The following is a 7,848-nucleotide window of genomic DNA, read 5'->3' on the forward strand; positions in this document are numbered from 1 at the left end:
CACTCGGGCTTCCTCCGGACAACACTTCGCAGTATTGCCCTTGCCGTCGGCTAGTCGTTATAATCGTCAACATATGTTAAATGTTAATCAATGTCGGTTCTCCGACAGGGGACTTTCACCCCATAAGTTCACGCCCATGCTGGGCGTACACAAGGCATTCAACCGTAGCGCGGCTATAATGCGGCATTTTTCCAGCTTTCTTTTCGAGCCGCGCCCGGTTAGCTTTGCGTTGAAGGCTGCTAATTGAATCCCTGCCGACATTGAGCGCAAAGGTTCGAATATCAACTAGGAATCGAAACGTGACAGTCAGTACCAGATTCGCTTGAGTCTATTTTTAAGAAGCTTTCAGATCAGGTTCAAATTTCCGTCCGCAATCAACAAATAACACGGATCAGACGGATTAAAGCAGATCATTAAAACAATTACCCGAAACAAATCCGTTTTAAATCCGTGTCATCCGTGTTCTATTGCACTTCACAACAGCGCTTTGATTTCAGGTATGCAAGAGCCGCAATTGGTTCCGGCTTTCAGGCAACGGCCGACTTCCTGATGGGTTTTGAGGCCTTTTTCCTTGATCGCGGCCTGGATGGTAAGTTCGCCGACATTAAAGCAGGCGCAAACGATGGTGCCGACGTCGGAAACGCCTAATGGCGGCCTTCCTGTTAATAATGCCATGCGTTCCGCTTTTTCCAGCTGCGTTTTTGCAAACAGGCCGGTTAGCCAGTTACGGTCCGGCAATCGCTCCTTGCGTTGCTCTACCTCGGCAACTGCTTCCATGGGGTCGTCCTGCATCCCTGCAGTCGCCGGAAGCGTAGATTCGGCGGCGATAAACACCACGCTTTCCAAGCGATCGTTGATCAAATGTGCTACCCGGTAATTACCCCGGCCGGGATCTTGATATTCCTGCCAATGCAATGTGGCCTCATCGCTGTCGCAGAGCTTGCTTTTTGCCCATTCCGGCCAGTTCTCCGGCAATGTCTTACCGGACAGTTCATAGCGGTAATACTGTTCGCCTTTGATTTTGACCCAATATTCCGGTTCATTAATATTCAATTCGCGGCGCGAAAGAATAAAACCCTGCCAAAGCGGCTGATAAGCGCCGATACGCACCGGCGTATGTTTGCTTTCCGGCTGGTTCGAAACCGGGTCGACCGCCGGATTGACCAACGCGCCCATGCGTCCCCGACTGGCGTACTGTTCGGTCCAATGCATCGGCACGAAAACGTTGCCCGGCAGTTGGCTGTCGGTGACCTGGACCCGTGCAATCATCGAACCCAAACGGCTTTCTATCATTGCCAGACCGTTTGCAGCTAAACCGTAACGCTCGGCATCGGCCGGATGCACCTCGACAAAAGGCTCGGGCTTATGCTGGTTCAGTTTTGCCGCAATCGCGGTCCGCGTCATCGTATGCCACTGGTCGCGCAAGCGGCCGGTGTTTAAAATCAGCGGGTAATCCCGATCCGGCGGATTAACCGGCCGGCGCGGCGTCACGGCAATGAACTTGGCTTTGCCCGATTCGGTAAAAAAATGGCCGTCGTCGAAAAAGCGCGCCCTGCCCTGCGGATAGGCTTGGTTAACCGGCCATTGGACCGGCTGCAAGCGGTCGTAATCCTGCTCGCTAATGTCAGTAAACGCCGAGATGTCGAAATCGCGCGTACCGTTATTTTCACAGCCGGACAATGCGGCATGTTCGCGAAAAATTTCGACCGGGCTTTGGTAATGGAAGGCCTGCTCAAAACCCATGCGCCTTGCGACCTGGGTGATGATCCACCAATCGGGCTTGGCGCTGCCGGCCGGTGCAAATAACGCCCGCTGCCGGGAGATACGCCGCTCGGAATTGGTCACCGTGCCGTCTTTTTCGCTCCAGCCTTGCGCAGGCAGCAGCACATGCGCCAAAGCGGTCGTATCGGTATTGACGATACAATCGGACATGACCACAAAATCGCAACGCTGCAAGGCTTGTTTGACTTTATCCGCATTCGGCAAGCTGACCACCGGGTTAGTGCCCATGATCCATACCGCTTTAACTTTGCCGTCGTAAATGGCGTCGAATAATTCCACGGCCGGGTAACCCGGCTTTTGGGCGATGTTTTGAGTGTTCCAAAACCGTGCGACCCGTTCTATATCCTCTGCATTGGAAAAATCCATATGCGCGGCCAGTTGATGCGACAAGCCGCCGACTTCGCGCCCACCCATCGCATTCGGCTGACCGGTCAGTGAAAACGGTCCCATGCCCGGCTTACCGATGCGGCCGGTCGCCAAATGACAGTTGATGATCGCATTGACTTTGTCGGTACCGGATGACGATTGATTGATGCCTTGGCTGTACAGACTGACAACTTTTTCATGACCGGCAAACCATTCATAAAAACGCCGCACGTCGTCTTTATCGAGCCGGCAAAGCTCCGCGATCTGTTCGATACCGGCATCGGCAGCGTTCAGGGCTACGGTAAAACCTTCGGTATGCGCTTCGATATAAGCCCTGTCCAACTTACCTCTTAAGTTTATAAAATTCAGCAAACCGTTGAACAGCACCGCATCCGTACCGCTTGCCAGCGGCAAATGCAAATCGGCAATGTCGCAACTGGCGGTGCGGCGCGGGTCGATCACGACGACTTTTACGGCAGGATTGGCTTCCTTGGCTGCGCGTATCCGTTGGAAAGCAACAGGATGGCACCACGCTGCATTGGAACCGATCAGTACGATCAGCTCGGCGTATTCAAAATCCTGATAACAGCCGGGCACGGTATCGGAACCGAACGCGCGCTTATGCCCGGCGACCGAGGAGGACATGCACAAGCGGCTATTGGTATCCATATTGCCGCTGCCGATAAAGCCTTTCATCAGCTTGTTGGCGACGTAATAATCTTCGGTCAGCAATTGCCCCGAACCGTAAATCGCGACCGCATCCGCACCGTATTTTTCGATGGCGTTGCGAAAGGAATCGGCAACCAAATCCAGCGCTTCCGCCCAACCGGTTTCCCGCCCGTAGACTTTCGGCTGCAGCAGCCGGCCTTTCAGTTCAATCGTATCGCCTAGCGCCGAGCCTTTGGAACAAAGGCGTCCGAGATTGGCAGGATGAGTCCGGTCGCCGCTGATTTCCAGGCGATGCTGCGCTTGATCGACTTTAGCGCTGATTCCGCACCCGACGCCGCAATAAGGACAAGTGGTTTGTATGGGTTTATTCATTAAATCTAAAAATACTCGGTAAATTAGAAAAAAATAGCGCACGGATGACGCGGATTAGACGGATCAACACGGATTTAAAAGCGTAAATAAACTTGGCTTGACGGGGGTAAATAAATCCGTGTTATCCGTGTCCCATTTCTTTATGCGCTGAATAGTTACAATAAACTTTACCAAAAATCAGCGCATCCCTGATGCCGTCTATGCTGTCTTCCGTCTCCAACAGCTCCTGGTACCAATTGCCATCGGCGGTATCGCCGTACAGCACCGCGCCGATTAACCGGTCGGCTTTAATAACCAGCTTTTTATAAATACCTAAAGCCGGATCGGTAAAATGGATGCTTGCGCAGTCTTTATCGCCTTGAAAATCGCCGACCGAAAACAGGTTGATACCGGTCACTTTAAGCTTGGTCGCGGTCGGCAGCGTGATATATTCGGCCGCACCGTGCGCGCTGAGATGATTCGCGCAGACTTTGGCCTGCTCAAACAGCGGAGCGACCAGGCCAAAGGTAGCGCCGCGATGCTGGATACATTCCCCGACCGCGTAAATACTCGGATCGTAACTTTGCAAGGTATCGTTCACGACGATGCCGCGCTCGCAGTAAATACCGGCTTGCTGGGCCAGCGCCATGTTCGGGCGCACGCCGATTGCGGTGACAAACAAATCGCATTCGAGCCGGCTGCCGTCGTCAAAACAAACCGATGCGACATGGCCATTGTCATCGCCCAGTAATTGCTTCAGTTTGGCGGCCATTTTGAATTTCAGGCCGCGCCACTCCAATTCCGTTTGCAGCATTTTTGCCGCCGCCCTGTCCATTTGCCGGTTCAGTAATATCTCATTGCTGTGAATGACGGTAACGTCCATGCCTCTTGAAACCAGGCCATTGGCCGCTTCCAGGCCTAACAGCCCGCCGCCCAGGACCACGGCCTTGCGATGGCTACGGCTATAAGCCAGCATCTTGTTGACGTCGACAATATCCCGAAAGCTGATCACGCCCTCCAGATCGTTACCCGGAACCGAAGGTATGACGGCTTTGGAACCGGTAGCAATTAACAGCCGGTCATAGCCGGCAACCGTACCGTCTTGCGCATGAACCGTCTTATTTTTCCGGTCTATCCTCACCACGGCTTTGTCTTCGCCGGCATGCAAGGTAATGCCGTTGTCGCTGTACCACTGGCGATTATTGATCACAATGTCCTCAATGGTTTTCTCTCCGCACAGCACCGAGGACAGCATGATGCGATTGTAATTGCCGTAAGGCTCGGCGCCGAACACGGTAATATCATATTTATCCGGCGCGGCCGTCAGCAGTTCTTCCACGGTGCGCATTCCCGCCATGCCGTTACCGATTACAACCAAGCGTTGCTTCATCTGTATTCCTATCTCGAAAGCGATCAAATCAAGCGATGCCGCAGGTATAGTCTGGAGTTAGTAAAGCGACATTTGCTCTTCTCCCGCTGGAGAGGGCTTTGCGTCGCTTTACCAACTTCGGGTTCTGTATTCGCCAGCACGCTGTTGACAATTCAAAAGCAAACTACATGCCGCATAACGGCTTTAGCGTTTTCCCGAATATAAAGCCTGAAAAACAGAAAATTTATGCGCTAAAATGGTGCAAAGATAATTAAAATGCTTCGTTAATCGAGCAATAATAGTGCGCAATAACAGATAAATACCTAAACTTGCGGCTGTTCTCTTTGTCGGCCTACAAATTGCTATAGAAATTACCATAGAAACCGTACGCTCTTACTTTAACGACTAAAAGCAGACTATGCATAAACGTATACTCGATCATTTGAATGCTGCAATCTTGCTGTTTGATCGCAACCTAATCCTGACTTACATCAATTCCGCCGGAGAAATCCTGCTTGCCGATAGCTCGCGCCATTTGGTCGGTCTCGACGCTTATGAATTGTTCAAATCGTCCGATCCTGCCTTGCTGATGAATTTACAGCAATGCTTGACGATGGCCGAACCGTTGGTAGACCGCGAACTGAGCCTGGACCGTATGAGCCACAGCGTTACGATCAACTTCAGCGCAACGCCGCTATTAAAAGATGAGCAAGTCAACGAGATTCTGGTCGAATTTCAACAAGTGGACAACCACCTGCGCATCTCCAAGGAAGAACGGCTATTAACCCAGCAAAACACCGCCAGATTGCTGGTCAGGGGCTTGGCGCATGAGATCAAGAACCCGTTGGGCGGTCTGCGAGGCGCGGCGCAGTTATTGGATCTGGAATTGCGTGATCCGGAACTGAAGGAATATACGCGGATTATCATTGCCGAATCCGACCGCCTGCAAGGCTTGATGGATAAAATGCTGGGCCCCAATAAACTGCCTAACAAAAAAGCCCTTAATATCCATGAAGTGCTGGAGCGAGTCAGGCAACTGGTGCAAGTCGAATCCAATCTTACGATTAAATCCGATTACGACCCCAGCATTCCCAACATACTGGCCGACAAAGACCAGTTGATCCAGGCTATTTTAAATATCGCCAAAAACGCCGTTCAGGCATTGAACGGCGAAGGCAACATTACCATCAAAACCCGAATTCACCGGCAAATAACGATTGGCCGCAAACGCTATAAATTAGCCGTGAAATGCGACATTATCGACAACGGGCCAGGCATCGACCCCGACATGATGAATCAAATATTTTATCCGATGATTACCGGGCGCGCGGACGGCACGGGACTGGGTTTATCGATAGCCCAAGCGCTGATCAATCAGCACAACGGCCTGATTGAATGCAGCAGCGAACCGGGAAACACGGTGTTTTCAATCTTTTTACCCATCATTACGCCGAGAGAAACCAACCATGACTAAGTCCGAAACTGTCTGGATCATCGATGACGATAAATCTATACGCTGGGTCGTGGAAAAAGCCCTGCAAAAAGCAGACATCAATACCCGCAGTTTTTCCGGTGCGGCCGATTTGCTGGACGCACTGCAAAGCGATGCGCCCGATGCGCTGATTACCGATATTCGCATGCCCGGCATGGACGGGCTGGAGCTTTTAAACAAAATTCAATTGAGCCATCCGAACCTGCCGGTTATTGTGATGACCGCGCATTCCGACCTGGAAAGCGCGGTCTCCGCATTCCACGGCGGCGCTTTCGAATACCTGCCCAAGCCCTTCGATATTAAAGAAGTCGTTGACCTTGCCCATAGAGCCTGTATTCACAGCAGGCAACAGCAAGTTGCGGTGGCTTCGGATACGCACACCGCGCAGGAAACCACGCCGGAAATCATCGGCGAAGCACCGTCCATGCAAGAAGTATTTCGCGCAATAGGGAGACTGGCCAGATCCCATATCACCGTGCTGATCAACGGCGAATCGGGCACCGGCAAGGAGTTGGTCGCTAAAGCCTTGCATCGTCACAGTCCCAGGGCTGCCAACCCGTTCATCGCGCTGAACATGGCGGCGATCCCGAAAGACCTGATGGAATCCGAACTGTTCGGCCATGAAAAAGGCGCATTTACCGGCGCACAAGCGCGCCGCGCCGGCCGCTTCGAGCAAGCCGACCGCGGCACGTTGTTTCTCGATGAAATCGGCGATATGCCCGCCGAGCTGCAAACGCGATTATTACGGGTATTGGCCGATGGCGAATTCTATCCGGTCGGCTCGTATACGTCGGTTAAAGTCGATGTGCGCATTATTGCGGCCACCCATCAAAACCTTGAAACTCTGGTCGAGCAAGGCCGTTTTCGGGAGGATTTATTCCATCGCTTAAACGTGATCCGCATCCACATTCCACCGTTGCGCGAACGTAAGCAGGACATACCTTTGCTGCTGCGCCATTTTTTGAACCAGGCGGCCGCTGAACTGAATACCGAAATTAAAATCCTGAAACCCGAAGCGGAAGCCTTTTTAAGCACGCTTGATTGGCCGGGCAACGTCAGGCAGTTGGAAAACAGCTGCCGCTGGCTGACGGTAATGGCTTCGGGACGCGAGATCCACCTGCACGACCTGCCGCCCGAATTAATGAATACGGCATCGGAAAAAAACACGGCTGAAACCGGCTGGGAAGCCTTGCTGAGAAACTGGATAGACCAGCAACTGCTGCGCGGAAACGAAGCGGAAATCGCCAAACATATCATTCCGACTGTCGAAAGCATTTTAATAAAATCGGCGTTGAATTTTACCCACGGCAAACGCCACGAGGCTGCGATTTTACTGGGCTACGGCAGGAATACCCTAACCAGGAAGATTCAGGAGTTGGGGATATAGCTTAGCCTTGTGCCCTCGTGCGTTGCCGTGCCGTGCGGCTATTTATTGACATAAGACGCTGAACTATAAGTAAATTCTCATAAATAGCAGTCAACTCATTGAAACGCCGCGACAATATGTCACATTCCATTATTTGTTATTTATCATTAATATAGCTGCAACTCTTGAGATGCAATTTCCTCCTCGAAATTCAGAGTTTTATGTCCTTATTCCAATGCGGCTTAACCAGCCGCATTTTTTTTGCCCGCCGTTTTTTTACACAAAACTACAGCTCTGCGACAATCTGACACGCGGCAATTTGCCACATTCCATGATTAAAAAATTATGACTAAGATATATCCAACTCTTGAGATGCAATTTCCTCCTTGGAATTCAGAGTTTTATATCCTTCTCTAATGCGGCCCTAACCAGCCGCATTTTTTTTGCCTGCCG

Annotated in this window: 4 protein-coding genes; 2 read left to right on the forward strand and 2 right to left on the reverse strand. The window is 51.7% G+C overall.

Annotated elements, in window-relative coordinates; all coding sequences use genetic code 11:
• Nucleotides 1–474: 474 nt before the first annotated feature.
• Together EKO24_RS04115 and EKO24_RS04120 are read right to left on the reverse strand one after the other, a co-directional pair.
• Nucleotides 475–3,189 (reverse strand): nitrate reductase, encoded by a 2,715-nt coding sequence (locus EKO24_RS04115; protein WP_127030187.1) that lies wholly within the window; start codon nt 3,187–3,189, stop codon nt 475–477.
• 121 nt (nt 3,190–3,310) lie between these two features.
• Nucleotides 3,311–4,558, reverse strand: coding sequence for an NAD(P)/FAD-dependent oxidoreductase (locus tag EKO24_RS04120; protein WP_127030186.1), 1,248 nt, complete (start codon nt 4,556–4,558; stop codon nt 3,311–3,313).
• Nucleotides 4,559–4,955: 397 nt separating this feature from the next.
• On the opposite strand from EKO24_RS04120, the gene glnL reads away from it, so the two are divergent.
• Together glnL and ntrC are read left to right on the forward strand one after the other, a co-directional pair.
• Nucleotides 4,956–6,011, forward strand: coding sequence for a nitrogen regulation protein NR(II) (glnL, locus tag EKO24_RS04125; RefSeq protein ID WP_127030185.1), 1,056 nt, complete (start codon nt 4,956–4,958; stop codon nt 6,009–6,011).
• Nucleotides 6,004–7,416: a nitrogen regulation protein NR(I) gene (ntrC, locus tag EKO24_RS04130; RefSeq protein ID WP_127030184.1), complete on the forward strand. Its 1,413-nt coding sequence runs from the start codon at nt 6,004–6,006 to the stop codon at nt 7,414–7,416. Before glnL ends, ntrC begins: the two co-directional genes overlap by 8 nt.
• Nucleotides 7,417–7,848: the final 432 nt, after the last annotated feature.

The sequence above is a fragment of the Candidatus Methylobacter oryzae genome (assembly GCF_003994235.2).
Taxonomy (GTDB): Bacteria; Pseudomonadota; Gammaproteobacteria; order Methylococcales; family Methylomonadaceae; genus Methylobacter_A; species Methylobacter_A oryzae.

What these genes read in the sequence shown, in the direction of transcription:
- EKO24_RS04115 (WP_127030187.1), bottom strand. Translation starts at nt 3,189, where the DNA reads ATGAATAAACCCATACAAACCACTTGTCCTTATTGCGGCGTCGGGTGC.
- EKO24_RS04120 (WP_127030186.1), bottom strand. Translation starts at nt 4,558, where the DNA reads ATGAAGCAACGCTTGGTTGTAATCGGTAACGGCATGGCGGGAATGCGC.
- glnL (WP_127030185.1), top strand. Translation starts at nt 4,956, where the DNA reads ATGCATAAACGTATACTCGATCATTTGAATGCTGCAATCTTGCTGTTT.
- ntrC (WP_127030184.1), top strand. Translation starts at nt 6,004, where the DNA reads ATGACTAAGTCCGAAACTGTCTGGATCATCGATGACGATAAATCTATA.